At 33.7% G+C, this 20,314-nt stretch carries 14 protein-coding genes; 12 read left to right on the forward strand and 2 right to left on the reverse strand.

The window, feature by feature from the left end; all coding sequences use genetic code 11:
• Positions 1-50 precede the first annotated feature (50 nt).
• Positions 51-4,865, reverse strand: a complete 4,815-nt coding sequence (locus Q0787_RS08005) for a T9SS type A sorting domain-containing protein (RefSeq protein WP_298901877.1) — start codon at positions 4,863-4,865, stop codon at positions 51-53.
• 382 nt (positions 4,866-5,247) lie between these two features.
• On the opposite strand from Q0787_RS08005, the gene Q0787_RS08010 reads away from it, so the two are divergent.
• The 12 genes from Q0787_RS08010 to Q0787_RS08065 all read left to right on the forward strand — a co-directional run bounded on the left by Q0787_RS08010 (position 5,248) and on the right by Q0787_RS08065 (position 18,984).
• A complete protein-coding gene (locus tag Q0787_RS08010) occupies positions 5,248-6,585 on the forward strand; it encodes a murein biosynthesis integral membrane protein MurJ (protein WP_298901878.1) in 1,338 nt (445 codons plus the stop codon).
• Positions 6,578-7,459, forward strand: a complete 882-nt coding sequence (locus Q0787_RS08015) for a glycosyltransferase family 2 protein (RefSeq protein ID WP_298901879.1) — start codon at positions 6,578-6,580, stop codon at positions 7,457-7,459. The genes Q0787_RS08010 and Q0787_RS08015 overlap by 8 nt, the downstream gene beginning before the upstream one ends.
• Positions 7,456-8,586 carry an O-antigen ligase gene (locus Q0787_RS08020; RefSeq protein ID WP_298901880.1) on the forward strand — a complete coding sequence of 377 codons (1,131 nt, stop codon included), beginning with the start codon at positions 7,456-7,458 and terminating at the stop codon, positions 8,584-8,586. The genes Q0787_RS08015 and Q0787_RS08020 overlap by 4 nt, the downstream gene beginning before the upstream one ends.
• A gap of 1 nt (position 8,587) precedes the next feature.
• Positions 8,588-9,997 carry an MBOAT family O-acyltransferase gene (locus tag Q0787_RS08025; RefSeq protein ID WP_298901882.1) on the forward strand — a complete coding sequence of 470 codons (1,410 nt, stop codon included), beginning with the start codon at positions 8,588-8,590 and terminating at the stop codon, positions 9,995-9,997.
• A gap of 15 nt (positions 9,998-10,012) precedes the next feature.
• On the forward strand, positions 10,013-10,942 hold the full coding sequence (locus Q0787_RS08030) for a hypothetical protein (RefSeq protein ID WP_298901886.1): 930 nt from the start codon (positions 10,013-10,015) through the stop codon (positions 10,940-10,942).
• 16 nt (positions 10,943-10,958) lie between these two features.
• Complete coding sequence (locus tag Q0787_RS08035) at positions 10,959-12,026, forward strand: glycosyltransferase (RefSeq protein ID WP_298901887.1); 1,068 nt, start codon at positions 10,959-10,961, stop codon at positions 12,024-12,026.
• 114 nt (positions 12,027-12,140) lie between these two features.
• Positions 12,141-13,991 (forward strand): asparagine synthase (glutamine-hydrolyzing), encoded by a 1,851-nt coding sequence (gene asnB, locus Q0787_RS08040; RefSeq protein WP_298901888.1) that lies wholly within the window; start codon positions 12,141-12,143, stop codon positions 13,989-13,991.
• 4 nt (positions 13,992-13,995) lie between these two features.
• Entirely contained in the window at positions 13,996-15,075 is a 1,080-nt protein-coding gene (locus Q0787_RS08045) for a glycosyltransferase (protein WP_298901889.1), read from the forward strand.
• Positions 15,075-16,184: a glycosyltransferase gene (locus Q0787_RS08050; RefSeq protein ID WP_298901891.1), complete on the forward strand. Its 1,110-nt coding sequence runs from the start codon at positions 15,075-15,077 to the stop codon at positions 16,182-16,184. Before Q0787_RS08045 ends, Q0787_RS08050 begins: the two co-directional genes overlap by 1 nt.
• Before the next feature lies 1 nt (position 16,185).
• Positions 16,186-17,331, forward strand: coding sequence for a glycosyltransferase family 4 protein (locus tag Q0787_RS08055; protein WP_298901892.1), 1,146 nt, complete (start codon positions 16,186-16,188; stop codon positions 17,329-17,331).
• A 5-nt stretch (positions 17,332-17,336) separates the two neighbouring features.
• Positions 17,337-17,969, forward strand: coding sequence for a sugar transferase (locus Q0787_RS08060; RefSeq protein ID WP_298902231.1), 633 nt, complete (start codon positions 17,337-17,339; stop codon positions 17,967-17,969).
• Positions 17,959-18,984, forward strand: a complete 1,026-nt coding sequence (locus tag Q0787_RS08065) for an ATP-grasp domain-containing protein (RefSeq protein ID WP_298901894.1) — start codon at positions 17,959-17,961, stop codon at positions 18,982-18,984. Before Q0787_RS08060 ends, Q0787_RS08065 begins: the two co-directional genes overlap by 11 nt.
• Here Q0787_RS08065 and Q0787_RS08070 read toward each other — a convergent pair.
• A complete protein-coding gene (locus Q0787_RS08070; protein ID WP_298901895.1) occupies positions 18,977-20,224 on the reverse strand; it encodes a GNAT family N-acetyltransferase in 1,248 nt (415 codons plus the stop codon). The two genes, Q0787_RS08065 and Q0787_RS08070, sit on opposite strands and share 8 nt — an antisense overlap.
• Positions 20,225-20,314: the final 90 nt, after the last annotated feature.

A 20,314-nucleotide genomic window follows, 5' to 3' on the forward strand; every position in this document is an offset into this window, starting at 1 on the left:
TAAACTAGTAATGGCTTTGCAATAACTATATTCAAAACTAATCCATTGATTTATCGTATGGGTACTTTCTTTGTTAAGCTCGTATCATTATAAATCAACTTTACTATATATATACCTCTTGCATATGCGGAGGTATTAATTCCTCGAGTCATTTGAGATTGATTCTCTAATTCTGTTTGGTTAAATGTTTCTGTATACAATACTTTTCCAGATAAATCATACAACATAATTCCTGATGCACTAACCGAATTTAAGCCGTTTATTTTAACCTTTAAAATGTCACTTATTGGGTCTTGATACACTATAAATTCAAAGGCATCAGATTCTTCTGGAATCTCAATAGTAGTATTGCAATTTTCAACAAAAACTATTACTGTTGCTTCATCACTATCTAACGCATTATATACTAATACAGAGTACTCAGTGTCTTCATCTGGAGATACTTCAATACTTTGAGTTGTTTCACCAGTGTTCCACAGGTATTCGTCGCCACCACTAGCCGTTAATGTTACCGTTTCTTCTGAACAAATTGTTAGGTCTTCACCTGCAAATGCTTCAACAGTTTCTACCACATTAACAACCACAGCTTTAGTATCTTCACAGTTATTTATAAAACCTGTTACTTCATAAGTTGTTGTTATCGATGGACTTACAGCAATATTAGGTTGTGTTGCTCCATTATTCCATAAATATGTATTGGCTCCCGAAGCAGAAAGTGTTATAAATTCACCTTCTAAGATTGTAACATCACCTCCATTGGAAATAATAACATTCGGATTTGGGTTTACCGATACCATAACATCAGCATCATCTGAATAATTTCCTATAAATACGGTAACTGTATAGGTTTGTGTGTTAGCAGGATTAACCGTAATACTTTGTGTTGTTTCTCCAGTACTCCATAAGTAGCTATCACCTTCCGACGCGGTTAATGTTGTTTCATAACCCTGACAAATAGATTGGTCTGCACCTGCACTAGCAATAAACTCAAATGGTTCTACTGTTACTACAACTTCATCTGTAAATTCACATCCATTCGAAAATCCAGTTACTGAATATGTCGTTGTCGTTATTGGTGATACAGAAATAGAAGACGTTGTTTCTCCAGTGTTCCATAAATATGTATCTGCTCCTGTTGCTGTCAAACTTGTAGATTCTCCTTCTACAATCACAACATCATTTCCTGCATTAGTGTTAGGTAATTCGTTTACTATAACTTCAACACTATCGCTATCTGAAGCAGTTTGTGCCGAATTAAATGCAGTTACCGTATACGTGGTTGTTAAACTTGGAGAGACATTTATACTAGATGTCGTTTCTCCTGTATTCCACAAATAGCTTGTTCCGCCAGATGCTGTCAACGTTATTGTGTTTCCGTTGCAAATCTCCACATCGTCTCCAGCATCTGCAGTAACATTTTCAATATTTACAGTCACTGTAACATCACTTGTGGTTTCGCAACCATTAGAGAAACCAGTTACAGTGTACGTTGTTGTACTATTAGGGCTTACATTAATGCTTGATGTCGTCTCTCCTGTGCTCCACAAATAACTATCTGCCCCAGAGACTGATAAAATCGTTGACTCTCCTTCATTTATTGTCACATCATTTCCTGCATTTGTATTAGGCAAGTCGTTTACTATAACTTCAACACTATCATTATCTGAAGCTGTTTGAGCATCGTTGAAAGCGGTTACAGTATATGTTGTTGTTACATTTGGCGAAACACTAATACTAGCTGTTGTCTCTCCTGTATTCCATAGATAAGTTACACCACCAGATGCTGTAAGTGTAACAGATGTTCCGTTACATATTTCAACATCATCACCTGCATTAGCTACAACTGTTTCAGATTGTACATACACCGTAACGTTATCAGATGATTCACATCCATTAGAATAACCGGTTACCGTATAAATTGTAGTTACACTTGGGCTAACATTAATACTTGCTGTTGTAGCTCCTGTTTCCCATAAATAGGCATCTGCACCAGTTGCTGTTAAGGTTGTCGATTCGCCTTCTGTAATCGTTACATTACTTCCCGCCTCTACGTTAGGTAATTCATTTACTGTGACCGTAACACTATCATCATCTGAGCTAGTTCCTAAATCATTGTATGCTGTTACAGTATAAGTTGTAGTTGTATTTGGTGTTACTGCGATACTTGCTGTTGTCTCTCCAGTACTCCAAAGATAAGTTGCTCCTCCAGATGCAGTTAAGGTAGTTGTTTCTCCATTACAAATTGTAATATCATCTCCTGCATTTGCAGTGATGGTTTCCGATTGCACATACACTGTGACATTATCAGATGATTCACATCCATTAGAGTAACCAGTTACAGTATAAATTGTTGTTACATTTGGGGTAACATTAATACTAGCCGTTGTAGCACCTGTTTCCCATAAATAGGTATCTGCTCCTGTTGCTGTTAGTGTCGTTGTTTCTCCTACGGAAATTGTAATATTATCTCCTGCGTCTACGTTAGGTGAAGAATTAACAGTGACAGTTACATTATCTGAGCTTGAGCAATTATTTTCAAAAACTTCAACAGTGTAAGTTGTTGTTACATTTGGAGTTACTGAAATACTTTGAGATGTTTCTCCTGTACTCCATAAATATGACGTTCCTCCTGTAGCAGTCAAAGTGGTGACATTTCCTGAGCAAATTTCGGTGTCGTTTCCAGCCGATGCGACTGGTATCTCGTTAACCGTAACAACTACACTGTCTTCACTGCTGTTATTTCCTGAAACACTAAAAGCAGTTACAGTATAGGTAGTTGTTGTATTTGGAGACACTTCAATACTAGCAGTTGTTGCTCCCGTATTCCATAAATAAGTAGTTCCTCCAGATGCTGTAAGTGTAACAGATGCTCCGTTACAAATCTCGGTGTCGTTTCCAGCATTAGCATCGACACTGTCATCTTGCAAAAAAACAGTAACAGTATCTGTATTTTCGCAATTATTAGTCGTTCCTGTTACAGAATATGATGTGTCTAATGAAGGCGTCACAGTTATGGATTGTGTGGTTTCTCCTGTACTCCATAAATAAGAATCTGCACCAGTTGCTGTTAAGGTCACACTTTCTCCAGAAAAGATCGTTTGATCAGCACCTGCATCAACATCAGGAGTTTCATTCACTGTAACAACAACACTATCTGTACTAGTACAACCGTTTTGTGTCACTTCAACTGAATATGTCGTTGTAACATTTGGATTTACAGTTATTGAAGCATTTGTGGCTCCTGTATTCCATAAATATGATGTTCCCCCTGAAGCGGTTAAAGTTACTGCAGTGCCTTGACACGTGTCTATATCGTTGCCAGCATTTGCTGTAGGTATATCGTTTACTGTTATCGTTATTTCATCTTGGGTTGTACTTCCGTTTGTATGCGTCCCAGTTACGGTATATGTTGTAGTTTGGGTTGGTGTAACAGTAATACTCGAAGATGTTTCATTAGTTACATCCCATGTATATGAATCTGCTCCTGAAGCCGTTAAAATAACATCTGTTCCTTCACAAATTGTTTCGTTATCAGCACTTAAGGTCACTTGATTTCCTAAAACATCCAGAACCATTCCGTTAAGATAATATTCAAGGTTTGTATAACCATCTGCCTGAACAATGTTTCGATCTGAAGCATCATTAGGGTTTAATCCGTTTTGATTTTCCCAAACATTTGGCATGCCATCATTATCACTATCTTCAGGCGCTGTTCCTCCTAATATTGTTGGATATGTACCTGATGTTGCAAGACCTCCATTACCATTAATGTATTGATTAATTAACCTAGTATCTACACCATCTCTAACAGGAAAACTTGCTCCAACATTGTCTAACAGTTCTGCTTCTAACTGATCAGCGGCTACAGCCTGAATGCCAGACGTTGCATATGGCGTAGACTGAAGATATGAGGATAAAGCTGAATTATTTTGAGACGTTCCTTGAGCTAAGATATTACCACTAATATAAGCATAGGTTTGTGACGTTTGACCGGCACCACCAGTAGTTCCTTCTACAGCAGATCCACCAAAAATTGTGGTCTGACTTGATTTTTTATACTTATTATTTAATACGGTAAATTTTGCGCCCATACTTGGTACAGTTGCGTATCTAAACCCATAAATAAGATTATTGATTAATTCGAAATCGAATGTATTAGGAAGCGGAAATCCTTTTCTTGTATTACGCTCACTATTATGAGCATATAAATTTCTATAATACGTTAAATTGGTTGTTCTTTCGGCTGCCAGTGAACCATAACCACATTCGGCCATGATAGAATTTTGAATGGTCACATCTCGTACACTTCCATTTGGCAAGGCTCTAATATCAAAATTTTCATCTGAAGCCCAACTTAAAGAACAATGGTCTATAATAATATCGCTATGATGTTGACCACTCCAAGCCGTAATGTTTAAAGCATCTGCTCCAGAAGGCGCTGATGGTCCTGGTCTAAATCGGATATATCTTATGATAACATTAGACGCTTCAACCTCTACCATTCCTCCTCTAATTAAAATTCCGTCGCCAGGTGCTGTTTGTCCTGCTAATGTAAAGTTCCCATTAGTAACGTAGATATTACTAGTAAGATTAATGGTTCCTCCAACTTCAAAAACAATAGTTCGTGTTCCAGATGCAAGTAATGCGTTTCTTAAACTTCCTGGTCCAGTATTATTTAAATTAGTAACTTTAATTACTACACCTCCACGACCACCAGTAGCATGTTTCCCAAAACCTTCTGCTGTTGGAAATGCTAACTGAGAATAACTATTAAAAGAAAAACTAAAAAATAGTAATGTAAGGAGGGTATAAAAATAGGCTTTAGAGATTCCATAGGAATCCCATTTAAGATTTGGGGATATCATTTGCTATTAATTTTGGGGCTTAATTGCTAGGGCAATCTAAAATATTTTTCCAGTAAAACCGTTTAAAGTATTAATTATTCGCTAAAAAGCATTTATAAGTAAATATTTACTTACAATTAATGGAAAATTCCTATAATCTGTCGAATTATTTAGATGAAATGCTAATTTTAATTTTATCTACGTACTTACTCAAAAAAAAGACGTTTTCAAACGAAACTTTAACGTTTGTAGGAACTTACCTCCTACATTCTGTTATATTTACTTACAAATCAATAGTCATGTTATCTAAAAAAAAAGCATAACATCGTTTCATTAATTTCTTTCTTGAATTTATTTGTACTATTGCCCATACCAAATCATACTATATCATAAATTATATCCTTTGCAATCAAAATTTAACTTAAAGCAAAAACTAGGTAAACTATTAGGCAATGCCACTATCGTCAATGTCATTGTTGCTGGTTTCTTCACATTCCTTGTCTCTGGTATGGGATTCTTCAAGGAAATGGTTATAGCTGATGTTTATGGACTTTCTGAACTAATCGACACATTTTTAATCGCAGTATTGGTTCCTAGTTTCATTAGCGGTGTTTTCTTAGGGTCTTTTCACAGCGTATTTATACCAAATTATGTTAGTGAACTAAAAACAGGAAAACGGGTTGGAGCTTTTCAGAGTACAAGTTTTATGGTAACTATTGGAGTGGCCCTAGTCTTTTTGCTTATTGCCTTTCTTTTTACAGATGTCTATCTAGAAACACTCTATAAAGGTCATACAGCACAGTACTACTCCTTAGTAAAAACACAGTTCTATTTTGTAGCGCCATGTATTCTTTTTTGGGGATTTACTTCTGTTATAAATGGACTTCTAACTATTGACAATGAGTTTAGATACTCCTCAATGAGTGCAATATTTACACCTATTTCAATTATAGTTTGCGTTATATTCTTTAGAGACGAACTCGATACCTTGGTCTTGGCTATTGGTACTCTAATAGGCAGTATTCTTGGGTTCCTGTTTGTTTTAACTGTTGCTTTAAAAAGAGGTTTAATCTTTTTAAATCGTCCTGATTTTAAATCAGACAATATCAAAACATTGTTTGGACAATTACCAGCAAAACTTTCAGCGAGCTTGTTAAGTGGTGTAAATCCGTTGATTGATCAATATTTTTCGGCACAACTCATTGTAGGTTCTATCGCTGCACTAAATTATGGTATCAAAATTCCAGCTTTTACCATTAGCATTGTTGGTATCGCAATAGGTAATGTGCTTCTTCCTTATTTTTCAAAAAATGCAGTTGACAATAAGATAGAAACATTTAAAAAATTAAAAAAGATCTTAAAGTTTGTTATCATAGGGAGTGGTATCGTCATGATTGTGGTTATTCTTATTTCAAAACCTATAATAACCCTCATATTCGAAGGAAATGCTTTCGAAAGTGATGATACTGTCATTGTAGCTAGAATACAGCAAATGTATTTACTACAAATACCATCATACATTGCTGGTCTTATAATGGTTAAATTCTTAACTTCCATTAATAAGAACAATTTTATGGTACTAACATCTATCATTAATTTAATCTTTAACATTACCCTTAACTATATTTTAATTAAGAGTATGGGAGTTTATGGTTTAGCACTTGCCACTTCTATAGTGGCTACGATCAATGGAATCATTTTATATGCCTATATTAATCACCTAGACAAGAAGAATGTTTAACATCATTACGCCTACATATAATCGTGAGCATACGCTTGAGCGCGTCTACGAGTCTTTGAAAAATCAAGACTTTAAGGCATTCTCTTGGATAATTATAGATGATTGCAGTACAGACAACACCTTTAATTTGGTTGATAGCTGGATTAAAACTGGAATCATTGCCATATCCTATTACAAACTTGATAAAAACCAAGGTAAATCTGCAGCTGTAAATTATGGCTTAGATTTGTGTGACCAACCTTATACCATAATTGCCGATAGTGACGATTCTTTTAGCTCTAACACCCTCTCAGATCTAAAAGAATTATGGAAAACTGTATCTGACAGTAAACCTCAAGTTGCCTCAATATGGACGTTGACAAAAAATGAGAAAGGTGATATTGTTGGTGATACATTTCCTGAAGAACGCTGGCAAGTTGGTTTTGATGAGCGCGTTTTAAACTATCATGTTGATGGTGAAAAATGGGCATGCTGGAGAACCTCAATATTGGCCGATCAAAAAATGTATACTAGTCATAAGTGCCATATTCAGGAAAGTCATACCTGGAATGCCATTAATAAGAAATTTGATTTTTTATGCGTAAATATAGCACACAGGTGTTATTTTAGCTCTGAAGATGGCTTAATCGCATCAAAGAAATCTCGAAAAGATCTAGCTATGGTATATTATTATGGTGGATATTATGGCCTATTGGATGTTTCTATATCTGAAATTTTCAAGCACAAATACTATCGCAACTTAGCTTTTGACTACTTTAAATCGAGATTGTTATTTTCAGACAAAAAATTAAAACTTGGTAGCTTTAAGTTCCTTGTTTCTGGATTAATTTTTATTGTACGTTTCCCAAAACGCTTAATTAAAAAGGTGATATGAAAGTATTGAGGTACATAATATTGATGCTTTTACTTTGGGAAATTTCGAGTTTCTCATTAGAGGTTTTTAGTGAGACCGCTGGAAGTTATACCAGTCATCTTACTAATATTTTGCTTATTGCCTATTACTTTCTTAGCAAAAAACGAAAGCTACTGTTTCCATTCCTTGTCCTGGGACTCTTTTATTTTATGATCTCCGGATTAGTCGATGTACCTGATGCCAAAGCCTTTATTAATGAATTTATTAAATACATTATTTTAATTGTTGGTGGCTCTGAAGTAGCTCGTGATACTGGACTAAAAGATTTATGTTTTATTTTACTCATTGGAGCCTTAAGTATTTTAGTACATGCGTTGTTTTTTGCTGATGCATATGGACGTTATAGTGGATTTTACTTAGATCCAAATGCAGGAGCTTTTGTTAGTTTAATAGGTTACTGCCTTACCTACAAACTAGAAAATCGACAGCTTAAACTCATTTTATTGTTCGCCTTTACCTTTACTGGTGTCATCACATTCTCAAGATTTTTCTTAATCATGTGGTTATTTATAAGCATCCTTGCGGTGTTTTCAAATCGGAAAAACGCTCAAGGTCTTTTCATTGGTTTTGGAGCATTAATACTTCTTATAAGTGTTGCTACAATTCTTCAAGTGAATACCGCTAGGTTTTCTATTATAGAAGGTTTATTTGAAAGTAAGATTGAAACTACGGCTTTTACCGAAGGTTCAAGAACAGAACAATGGACTTCATATCTCGATGACATATATGAAAATCCAGTTATTGGAAATGGTTATAAAAGTTTTATGGGTTCGAGTAATAGACAAGGTGTACATAACACCTATTTAATGGTTATTGGTGAATCGGGGATTATTCCGTTTTTAATGCTGATCATTATTTATTTGTCAATGTTTTTTAAAAGTTTACCCTTTTTTAAATCTGAAATACATCTCACCTTAATTGCCATTTCATTAATAGGAATCCTCATGGTAATTCATAATTATTTTGCGAATGATTTTTTAATCTTTATTTCTATTTGGCTTCTCGTGAAGTTAGGTGACACCTCGCAATCTATTGAAAATGAAAGTCATGATCATAGCAACGATTTACCATTGTTAAGACCACTGTAATATGCTTTTCAACTCTATTGAATTTTTATTATTTTTCCCAGTAGTCTTCGCTATCTATTGGATGCTCAGGAATAGTGTGTCCAAACAAAATATATTGTTATTAATCTCGAGCTACATCTTTTATGGTTGGTGGGATTGGCGTTTCCTATCTCTTATTGTATATAGTTCATTTATCGATTATATTACTGGATTAAAAATTGAAAGCTCTCCATCTAAAAAACATAAAAAAAGATGGCTGTTACTCAGTCTTGTTTCAAACTTAGGTTTATTAGCAATATTTAAATATTATAACTTCTTTGCAGATTCTTTTGCTCAAGCCATGTCTACAGTAGGCTGGCAAGTCAACGATTTAACCCTAAATATCATACTACCAGTAGGAATTAGTTTTTACACATTTCAAACACTTAGTTATACCATTGATGTTTATAGGGAACAATTAAAACCTACAAAGGACATCGTAGCATTTTTTACTTATGTTAGTTTGTTTCCTCAACTTGTGGCTGGCCCTATAGAACGTGCTTCTAACTTAATCCCACAAATAAAGAACAAACGCATATTTAAATCCTCGCAATTCAATGCCGGAATTTTCCAGATTATTGTAGGCTTATTTAGGAAGATTGTAATTGCAGATAATCTAGCCATTTATGTTGATACCGTTTACGCAAACCCAGAACTACATAATGGTTCAACACTTTTACTGGCAACAATTTTTTATGCATTCCAAATATATTATGACTTTTCTGGATATTCAGATATTGCTATAGGTAGCGCAAAACTCTTAGGTTTCAATTTTAATCAAAATTTCAACTTTCCATATTTTTCAAAATCCATAACCGAATTTTGGAGGCGCTGGCATATATCATTATCATCATGGCTCAAAGATTACCTTTATATTTCTTTAGGCGGAAATAGAAAAGGCATTAAAATTACATATCGCAATTTATTAATTACGATGTTACTTGGTGGTTTATGGCATGGTAGCTCTTGGAACTTTGTAATTTGGGGCGCCATTCATGGTACAGCCTTAGCCATTGAGAAATTTACATTTTCAAAACTCAACATTAAAAATTTTAATGTTTTGGGCAGCCTCTGGACTTTGGCCATCGTTCTTTTATCTTGGGTGTTTTTTAGAGCACAAGACTTATCTTCTTCCCTGCTCATACTCAAACGTATTTTGAGCTTAGATTACACATCACCTTTCATCGGAAATATTAATACTGTCATTATTGCTTTATTGATGCTCACATTGGGCTTATGTTTTGATATTTTTATTTTCCGTAAAAAAGTAACATTAGAAAATTATGGAAGTACGATTAAGCCAAGAAATCTAGCAATTTTCACATCAGTAGTTATTATGATTATAGCATTATTTTATTCAACCTCTAATAATTTTATTTATTTTCAATTTTAATAGAAGCATATATCAATGAAATCGGCACTTAAACTTATTCTAATTATACTACTCCTTACTTACGGCATGGACAAGCTAATGTATATGGGTTTAAATAAGATAAGTGATAAGGTAATGTCTGGACAATCAATTGGAAAGCTAAACCAATTTATGATTCTAAAAGATTCATTAGATGTAATTGCTTTTGGAACATCTAGATCCAATCATCATATTGATGTAAAAAAAATAAAACCATCTAGTTACAATGTTGGTATGGATGGTAGTGCAATCGCTTATTCAGCCACTTTAATTCAGTTATTACCTAAAGATAAAGATCAGTTAATCATTTTTAATATTGATCCAAACAAGGTATTCGTAGATGACTATGATGCCTCTGATGTTAAAGGTTTAATCACGAAATACAATCGAAATCCGATTATAAAAAAGGCTGTTTCTGAGGCAAATCAAGATAACGTGCTTCAACATTTTTTATGGTCTCTAGATTATAACGGGAAAGCCATTGGAATTGTAAAAAATTATGTGTCGCCAAAATATGATCATAAAATGTACTATGGTTTTGATCCGCTAGATATTACAGAAGCCCAAACTGAAACATTCAAAAAATCATTATCTATAAAATCAAATTACGATTGCGATGACACAAAAAAAATAAACCCAGATGTATGGAAATACATCAATCAAATAAATGATTTTTGTAAAGCCAATAATAAAACCTTAGTAATGCTTACAACGCCAACTTATGACCCCGAATGTAAAGTTCAATATGACACATTAAAGAAAGCGTTACAATCTATAGGCGTGTCTTACGAAGATTACTCAGGATTCTTTTTAGAGCATAACGATTTAAGCTATTGGAAAGACAAAACCCATATGTCTTCTAAAGGCGCAGAGGTTTTTACTACGTTTCTAAAGACAGAATTACAAAAAAAGCAAATTATTAATTAGAGTAAGACAATATCTAGTGACTATAATACACATATCAAGTAGTTTAGGAGGCGGAGGTGCAGAACAAATGGTATTGCAGTTAGCAAAGTGCTCTACATCAGTTATTAAAACCATTGTGATTTCAATTTCAGATGATAATACACTCGAACCTAAATTTAAAGAACATCAAATAGAGTATCATTTTTTGAATGTGACATCTTTTAAAAACTCTAGTTTAAAAAGAGGGCTTCAAAAGCTACACAGCATCATTAAAGACCAAGACAAACCCATATTTCATTGTCATCAATACCACAGTGCTATTTTAGGTACGCTCTACAGACTTTTTTACAAGAAAATACCAATTGTATTTACGCTTCATTCTAGCACTATTGAAATTTATAATAGAAAGCTAATGCTCTTCGCAACAAAAAGCTTTAGAAAAAAGGATATTGTTTTTAGTGAGAATGCAAAGCAATGGTATCTCAAAAACAATGTTGTTATTCCCAATGGTGTAGATTTTAATGAGTTATCTATTACTTCATCACGACAAAGTGAAATTGACCATCCTTTTAGGTTTTTATATTTAGGTCGATTGAGCGATGAAAAGAACCCGCTTTATATGGTTACTGCTGCCAAAAAGTTAATTGAAGTCGGACTTAAAGATTTTGTCTTTGATGTTGTTGGTGAAGGCAAATTAAAAGCACAACTCTTAAAGTTAATAGAGATAGAAACTGCTGATCATAAAGATTTCGAAAGGCATTTCAACCTTTTAGGCTTTCGAAGTGACATTAAGCCCTATTTGCAAACGGCCAATACACTAATACTTCCATCGAAATGGGAAGGTATGCCAATGGTTATAATTGAAGCTGCTGCTGCAAAACTGCCCATCATTTCAACTCCTGTTGGTAGTATTCCTGATTTTCTCAATAATGACAATGCTTATGTATCTGATCTATCCATGTTTCACCAATCTATGATTGATTGTATTCAAAACTACGACAAGGCACTCCAAAAAACACAGCAATTGTATGACGAATTAAAATCGAGTTATAATATTGATGTCGTTTATCAAGCGCATTTAAACCTTTATAAATCAGCATTATAAAAAGTAGCCTTTCATTTCGTAGTCTAAAACGACTTTTAATAGTCTTTTTTAAGTAAAAGTGGATTTAATATCTATTTTTGTTCAGAACACAAAACACCCAAATAGTATAAATTTATGTGCGGAATATACGGAACAACCTTAAAGTATACCGAATCACAAGTTAAAGACAAACTAAAGCGTACTGCCTTTAGAGGTCCAGACAAAATGGGTTGGCAATTCTATAATCATAATGACCATAACATTTCCTTTGGTCATAACCGATTATCTATTATAGATTTAGACCCACGATCTGATCAACCATTTACCTATAATGAAGACATTCATATTGTGTTTAATGGTGAAGTCTATAATTTTCAATTGATAAAAGAAACACTCACAAAAAAAGGATATACCTTTAGAACTACTAGTGATACTGAAGTATTATGTGCTGCATATTTAGAATATGGCGAAGCTTGCGTTAACCACTTTAATGGTATGTTCGCTTTTGTTATATATGATGTAAAAAAACAATTGTTTTTTGGTGCAAGAGATCGGTTGGGCCAAAAGCCATTTTATTACTACCACAATGGTAAAGATTTTGAATTTTCAAGTCAGATATCCTCCATACAGCTGCATATGGATAATTTATCTATTTCAGAAAAAGCCATTTCTTATTACTTGGCTTGGGGAAACATTCCAGATCCGCAATCAATTTTTAATGAAATCAAAAAACTAAAGGCTGGACATTCATTTACATTCGACTTAAATTCTGGAGCATTTAATACACAAGCTTATTGGGACATTGACTATAAAAACGAAAGACCATTTACGGGTTCATACGAAGACGCTAAACAAGAACTCAATCATATTCTAAAAGATGCTGTTTCTTCACGACTTTTCGCAGATGTTCCTGTTGGTGTATTTTTATCTGGAGGAATAGATTCTTCATTAATTGCAGCAAAAGCTACAGAAACATCTTCGACTAAAATCAAAACTTTTTCTGTAAAATTCAACGAAAAAGGATTTGATGAAAGTAAATATGCGCAGCAAGTTGCAGATCATTTACAAACCGATCATCATGTTATAGAATGTAATTACGATGAAGGTATAGATCTTATAAAAAACTTCAATGAGTTCTATGATGAACCATTTTCAGATTCCTCTGCAATTCCATCTATGTTATTGGCTAAATACACAAGAAAGCATGTTACAGTTGCACTTTCTGGTGATGCTGGTGACGAAAGTTTCATTGGATATCACAGATATAATTGGACTAGAAAAGGAAGTAAAATCTATAAGTTACCACAGTCCGTAAGGAAGTTATCTGCATTTGGTTTAAACCTTATGCCACATTATAAATTAAAGGTCATTGCTAAGGCGATTCAGTTTAAAGATTCAAATGAAGCCTATTTGAGTGCCATGACTGGTGTTGATCAATCTTACATTAATACTAACTATAACAATCGCGAGGTTGATGAACTTAAGTATTTAATGCACGATCATAAAAACCTTATGGAACGTATTTCAGATTTTGATACCAAAACTTATCTCAACTTCGATATCAACACTAAAGTTGATAGAGCCACAATGGCTTTTTCACTTGAAGCACGTGCCCCATTATTAGATCATCGTATTGTTGATTTTGCTAACTCACTACCCACCGAGTTTAAATTTCATAAAGGCAATACAAAACGTATTCTTAAAGATGTTTTATATCAATCGGTTCCAGAACATATTTTTGACAGACCTAAGGCTGGATTCACAATGCCATTTTCGCGCTGGTTTAAAGAAGATTTAAAAGATTTTGTATTGAGCGAACTTGACGACACTGCCTTAAAATCAATACCTTGCATTGATGTAGAAAAGGTGCAATTTATGATTAAGCAACATATGGATGGTAGCTGGAATAGGTATCCATTAATTTGGAAACTATTAGTATTAAAACAATGGCTTAACGACAACGGAAAAGGACTTTCTATTGTATAACTCTATGATGGATAAAACAATCAAAATCTTATTTATTTTACCGTCATTAAAAGCTGGAGGTGCAGAACGCGTCGTTTCGTTTATTGCCCAAAATCTCGACAAAAGCAAGTTCACTCCTATTCTATTGATTGTCGGGTTTGAAAAAGATGCAGCTTTTTCCGTAGAACATATTGAAACACATTTTTTAAATAAAAATCGTGTTTTAGACGGAATCACTGGTATATTTTCAAAATTGAAACAGCTCAAACCACAAATTGTAATGACCTCTATTGCGCATCTTACAGCAGTAACAGCGGTACAGTCTCTTTTTTATAGAAAGATCAAATTTGTAGCCAGGGAAGCCAACATTAAGAAAATAACCAAACAGTATCACAACACCAACTTACTACCTTTTGGAAAAACCTTAAATAGCCTCAGCTATAAATTATTAGATGCTATAATTTGCCAATCTAAAGACATGGCCGATGAGCTTATTGAACTTCGTCCAAAGACGGCAAAAAAGATTACCATTATAAATAATCCGATAACAAAAGAATATTCTTCTGAAATTGAAATACAGTACAACTCCAAAACACAGTACATTACTGTTGGTCGTTTACATAATGAAAAGGGACATTGTCGAATTTTAGAAGCCTTGAGCTCGCTAGATCTGGCATTCAACTATACCATTATAGGAAGTGGGCCACACGAACAATTGATAAAAAATAAAGTCAATGAATTAGGCCTTAACGATAAAGTGACATGGATTGATTTTACCAACGATGTAGAACGTTATTTAAAAAACAGTAATGTCTTTATTCAGGGATCCTATGCAGAAGGTTTTCCAAATGCACTTTTAGAAAGCTGCGCTGTGGGCACACCTGTTGTAGCTTATAATTGTCTAGGTGGTACTTCGGAAATTGTAACGCATGGTGTTAACGGATTTTTGGTGGACTCTGAAATCGAATTAAAAGAAGCGCTTATTAAACTTCATTCTGTTCCATTAGAAAGAAAACAGGTGATTGCTTCCGTAGCGAAGAAATTTAGTAAAACTCGAATAATTGAACAATATCAAGACGTATTCACTAATCTTATGAATCACTAATGCAAAAAAAAGGAACCATAGATTGGCTTTTTGTTCTACCAGATGATTTAATTGGTGGAGGTGCTCAGCAGGTATTGTTTACCATCATCAACTATTTTATTGATCAAGGTAAACAATGTACAGTCGTATTTCTTGTTAACAAAAAACATCGTGGATGGGAGTCTTTGGAAGATAAGTGCACTATTGTATATTTAAACAACTCCTCTGTTTATAAAGGTTTTTTTGGTGCCGCTAAATACATAAGGACGCTCAACAAATTAAATGACATAAAACATACTATAAGTTCTCAAGCACTCATAAATGGTCTATTGGGTTTTTTAAAATACACCAGAGTATTAAAGCATACGAAGCTCATACTAAGAGAATCTACTTCCATCTTTTTAAGGTTTAAAGGATTTAAACTCCTACTCTACAAAACAGCCTATATTATGGGATATAAGAAAGCCGATGTCATTATATGCCAAACAGATTTAATGAAAAGCCAGCTTTTACAAGCATTACCATGGTTAAAGAAAAAAGAAAGTGTTATTGTCATACCAAACCCTGTTAATTTAGACGAAATTTCTAAAAAAGCCCAACAGCAAGTAACTTTCAATATTGATAATTTTATAGTTGCAGCTGGTCGTTTCATACCAGAAAAAGGCTTCGATATTCTTATAGATGCGTTTCAGTTGTTAAAAGATAAAACCTTGAAATTGGTTATTTTGGGTGTTGGCACTAAAGAAGAAGAACAAAAACTAGTACAACAAATTAAAACACTAGACTTACAAAAACGTGTGATTTTATATGGTTATGTTAGCAATGTATATCCAATATTTAAAAAAGCTCGACTTTGTGTGGTATCATCTAGAATAGAAGGGTTTCCAAATGTTTTGCTTCAAATGATGTCGCAAAATGATCATGTTGTAAGTACGACATGTGCTGGGGAAATTTCGAACATCAAAGGTATTATAACTTGTGAAACTGAGAATGTAGATGCCTTAAGAGAGGCTATGGATAAAGGTCTTGTTGATACTACTAGCCATAGAGAGATCTATTTTAAAGATTATATTGAATCTAGAGCTATTGATAATTTTGTAAGAACAATGCTTAATCAAATGAACAATTAGTATGCAAAAAATTATTCGTATCACAACGGTTCCATCCTCCTTAAGAACGCTTTTGAGAGGACAATCTCGTTTTATGAGTAAGCATTATGAAGTTATTGGAATCTCTGGAGATGGAGATGCCTTGGCAGAAGTAAGACAAAATGAAGGCATCAAAACACATGTGGTGGAGATGACAAGAACCATAACACCAATAAGAGATTTAAAGGCAACTTTCAAACTCTACAAATTGTTTAAATCTGAAAAACCCTTTATTGTTCATACGCATACACCAAAAGCTGGTACTTTAGGTATGCTTGCCGCAAAATTGGCTCGTGTTCCGCATAGATTGCATACCATAGCAGGATTACCTCTATTAGAAACAAAAGGAAGTAAAAGGAAATTGCTAGACGCTGTTGAAAAATTCACCTATAGCTGTGCAACCAAAATATTACCCAATTCATTTGGTCTAGAACAGATTATTATCGAAAACAACTATACCAAACCTGAAAAACTAATGGTTATTGGAAATGGAAGTTCAAATGGTATAGATACTAGCCATTATGATACAGCTCATGTTTCAGAAGAAAAAAAACTAGAACTAAAGCAAGAACTTGGCATTGTAAATAATGACATTGTTTTTATATTTATTGGAAGAATTGTTAGAGATAAAGGTATTAATGAGTTAGTAAGTGCATTTAATAGGTTATCCAAAAAAGAACTGCACTGCAAGTTAATTTTAGTTGGGCCAAGAGAGAATCACTTAGACCCATTGTTACCAGAAACAGAGGCTCTTATTAAGGAAAATAATCAAATTTTGGCTGTAGGTTTACAAAAAGATATTAGACCATATGTTGCCATTTCAAACGTACTCACCTTCCCTAGTTATAGAGAAGGATTTCCTAATGTTGTATTACAGTGCAGTTGTATGAACTTACCATGTATTGTTTCTGACATTAATGGTTGCAACGAAGTTATTGAAGATGGCGTTAACGGACTTATTATACCTGTTAAAAATGAGCAAGCACTAGAGCAAGCTATGCAATTTATGATAGATCATCCTGAAAAAAGGAAAGATATGGTAAATTACACCAGATCAAGAATTATAGAACGCTACGAGCAAGGTTTTGTGTGGAACGAAATTTTAAACTATTATAAAAGTTTGAAGTAATGGGATTGTACAAACATATTATCAAACCGTTTTTTGACATCCTCTCTGCAAGTATTGGATTCATCTTACTGTTTCCTATATTTTTAGTTACTTGGTGTGTTCTCATGTTTAAGAATAATGGTAAAGCATTTTTTTATCAAGAACGACCAGGCAAAAATGAACGTATTTTTAAGATAATTAAGTTTAAAACGATGAATGATAAAACAGATGAGAATGGCGAATTACTCCCACCATCTGAGCGTTTAACAGCTGCTGGCATTTTTGTTAGAAAGTACTCCTTAGATGAAATCCCACAATTATTAAATGTAATTAAAGGCGATATGAGTATTGTTGGCCCCAGACCTTTGCTTGTTAGATATTTATCAAGATATAATGATCATCAAAAGCAACGTCACAATATCAAACCTGGCATAACAGGTTGGGCTCAAGTGAACGGTAGAAATGCAATTAGTTGGGAAGAAAAATTTAATTACGACGTGTGGTACGTTAAACATATGTCGTTTATATTAGACATTAAAATTTTATTTTTGACAGTATATAAAGTCTTTAAAAAAGATGGTATATATAGTGTGGAAAATGATATCGTTCCTGATTTCATGGGAACAGAAACTAACCAAAATTCAACGCATGGCAATTAATATATTATTTACTTGTGCAGGTAGACGTAATTATCTCATTAATTATTTTAAAGAGGCCATTAATGGTGAAGGGCTTATCCTTGCAGCCGACATGAGCGTATCTGCTCCTGCTATGGTAGATGCAGATATTGCCATTTTAGTCCCAAACATCTATGATGACACTTATATAGAAGCGCTTAAAAACATTATTATTGAACATCAAATCACGGCTGTTATTTCGCTCAATGATTTAGAATTACCAATCCTTTCAAAGCATAAAGCCGAATTAGAAGCTACAGGCACAAAAGTTATTGTGTCTAATGAAAATGTGATTGATATTGCTTTTGATAAAGTTGAAACGTTTAACTTTCTAAAATCGATAGGACTAAAAACACCAAAGACCTATACAACCTTAAAAGATGCGTTGCACGCTATCAAAAATGGAACTTTATACTATCCTTTGGTTGTTAAGCCTCGTTGGGGAAGTGCCTCTATAGGTATTGATTTTCCAGAATCTGAAGAAGAATTAGCATTAGCTTTTAAACTTCAGCACATTAAACTGAAAAAATCTATTTTAAATACAGCTAGTTCTCACGATTTAGATCATGCGATCCTAATACAAGAGAAATTAGACGGAAGAGAGTTTGGGATGGACATTGTTAACGATTTTGAAAGCCAATATTACGGAACATTTGTAAGAGAAAAACTCAACATGCGCTCGGGAGAAACAGACAAAGCTATCTCTGTAATTGATCAAAAGTTTGATAAAATTGGACAAATAATTTCAGAAAAACTAAAACACATTGGCAGTCTGGATTGTGATGTTTTTATTGCAGAAAATCAACTTTACGTACTTGAGCTAAATCCAAGATTTGGAGGAGGTTATCCGTTTTCACATGAAGCAGGAATTAACACAGCAGCTATCTATATAGAATGGCTAAAAGGTCATAAAAACGTTGCTCAATTTAACAACTATAGCGCTGGGAGAATGTTTTCAAAATGTGACCGCATGTTAGAAATAAAAACGTCTAACTGAATATAATTTTTTGCGCCTTCTTTGATCCAGAGATTACGAATTCCAACGCATCTATACGCTTATAAACTTTGACATTTTCTAATGGCTCTGGGTTAGCAAACATGAATGTATAGACAAACTGGGTTAAAAAACGAAATGACTCAGATTTAAAATCGATGAGTTCATGATTATCAGATGGTTCAAAACTGTTTAATTTTTCAAATGTATAGTTATTATACGCCCTATCTTCCTTTTCTTTTCCGCCTCCTTTTAAATAAAATCTATACTTTCGATAAAGCTCATTAATTTTTTTTCGTCTTAAATATAATTTCAATTTATAATAAGCAATGGCATACTGAGCTCTTAATACAGACAATATCGATTTAGAATCGTATAAAATATGGTATTCAAAATCATAAGCCAAATTACTCCATTTATGTTTATAATCGAAGTCTCCTTTAGAGAAGTCAGAAATTCTAAAGTTATGCTCAAAACACCATTCTAGCAGTTTAATTATGGACGTTTTACCAATACTAAATTTATAATAATCAGGATCAAAAACTGTGATCGCTTCAAAGAGTATATCTTCAGAATGAAAATTAAGTGTAATTCCTATAGGAGTCTTAGCATTGCTAATCACTAAAAGTGACGCTTGCTTCTTTTTCAACATATTATAAACCAACTCTTTATAATAATTCCATTTTTTAGAGCTTAAGTGGTGATAGTTGGTTTGTTTATCGGCAAAACGTCTACTTAACAACGCATAAAACTGTTCAAAAAGAACATTAAATTCTTCTTTCGGCATGGCCTCATGAATAAAAGCGTAGTCTATATCAAAACACGTTTCTAAGCGTCTTTGATTTGAACGGAACTCTCTTCTGTTTTTAGAACTAAATTGAGAGTTTATATATTCATCTTGATTATTAAAAGATGTGATGTCCATCAAAAAACCTTGGTATTGAAATACTCTTTTAATTCGCAGAGAAGAATGCGAAGGCGCATTAAAATCTTCGACATCAAAGTACGATGGCACATCGTAGATTAAAAAGGTTTTTCCCTTGTAATCTTGTTTATCATAATTTAGACTATAATATAAGCCTTTGGTAAGATTTCTACCTGCATTAACATAAATACCGTTTGGTTTATCTTTAATAAACCTTACCCCTTCTAAAAAATCAAAAGACATTAACGTCTTATCTTCATTGAAGTGTTTGGACCAAGAGGTCTCAAAAACTGAAGATGTGAATGGGTTGGTTTTCATTGTATTACAGATACGAGATGCAAAAGTAACATTTTTGCCATGTTATTATCAATTAAGAGAATTAAAAATTACTGTTAATTTTATTTACAT

The sequence above is a fragment of the uncultured Psychroserpens sp. genome, from assembly GCF_947492715.1.
Lineage (GTDB): Bacteria > Bacteroidota > Bacteroidia > Flavobacteriales > Flavobacteriaceae > Psychroserpens.

Excerpts from the sequence above, each read along its gene's own strand:
- Q0787_RS08025 (WP_298901882.1), top strand. The coding sequence starts at position 8,588 with ATGCTTTTCAACTCTATTGAATTTTTATTATTTTTCCCAGTAGTCTTC.
- Q0787_RS08055 (WP_298901892.1), top strand. The coding sequence starts at position 16,186 with ATGCAAAAAATTATTCGTATCACAACGGTTCCATCCTCCTTAAGAACG.
- Q0787_RS08015 (WP_298901879.1), top strand. The coding sequence starts at position 6,578 with ATGTTTAACATCATTACGCCTACATATAATCGTGAGCATACGCTTGAG.
- Q0787_RS08020 (WP_298901880.1), top strand. The coding sequence starts at position 7,456 with ATGAAAGTATTGAGGTACATAATATTGATGCTTTTACTTTGGGAAATT.
- Q0787_RS08050 (WP_298901891.1), top strand. The coding sequence starts at position 15,075 with ATGCAAAAAAAAGGAACCATAGATTGGCTTTTTGTTCTACCAGATGAT.
- Q0787_RS08070 (WP_298901895.1), bottom strand. The coding sequence starts at position 20,224 with ATGAAAACCAACCCATTCACATCTTCAGTTTTTGAGACCTCTTGGTCC.
- Q0787_RS08065 (WP_298901894.1), top strand. The coding sequence starts at position 17,959 with ATGGCAATTAATATATTATTTACTTGTGCAGGTAGACGTAATTATCTC.
- Q0787_RS08045 (WP_298901889.1), top strand. The coding sequence starts at position 13,996 with ATGATGGATAAAACAATCAAAATCTTATTTATTTTACCGTCATTAAAA.
- Q0787_RS08005 (WP_298901877.1), bottom strand. The coding sequence starts at position 4,865 with ATGATATCCCCAAATCTTAAATGGGATTCCTATGGAATCTCTAAAGCC.
- Q0787_RS08030 (WP_298901886.1), top strand. The coding sequence starts at position 10,013 with ATGAAATCGGCACTTAAACTTATTCTAATTATACTACTCCTTACTTAC.
- asnB (WP_298901888.1), top strand. The coding sequence starts at position 12,141 with ATGTGCGGAATATACGGAACAACCTTAAAGTATACCGAATCACAAGTT.